Here is a 239-nt window from a genome sequence, read left to right as displayed (position 1 = left end):
GTCCCGTCAATGAAGAGAGCCTCATCTTCAATCAATCCATTCTCTCTGAGGAGGAGAGTGAAGTAGATGAAGGCAGATTTGATGAGCTGATTGGCGTGTGTGCTAGCCCGAAAACTATTTATGGTTCGATAACAGACATAGGTATCCTGACTCAGCCATTTCATGGGGATAACTTCTTCATTCATTTGAACGATTTTTCGACCAGAGAATACCTGGCGAGCATAGGCGAACAGGGTCAT

The 239-nt window shown here is 44.8% G+C and carries 1 pseudogene; it reads right to left on the bottom strand.

Going from position 1 to position 239, the window contains the following annotated elements:
- Positions 1 to 239: pseudogene (locus tag C1G57_RS06255) on the bottom strand (IS5/IS1182 family transposase); the annotation flags it as partial.

Origin of the sequence: Streptococcus suis, assembly GCF_002960425.1 — a bacterium.
In the GTDB taxonomy this organism is placed as follows: domain Bacteria; phylum Bacillota; class Bacilli; order Lactobacillales; family Streptococcaceae; genus Streptococcus; species Streptococcus suis_S.
Note: the sequence above shows the minus strand (reverse complement) of the source record. Positions and strands in the feature narration are given on the sequence as shown.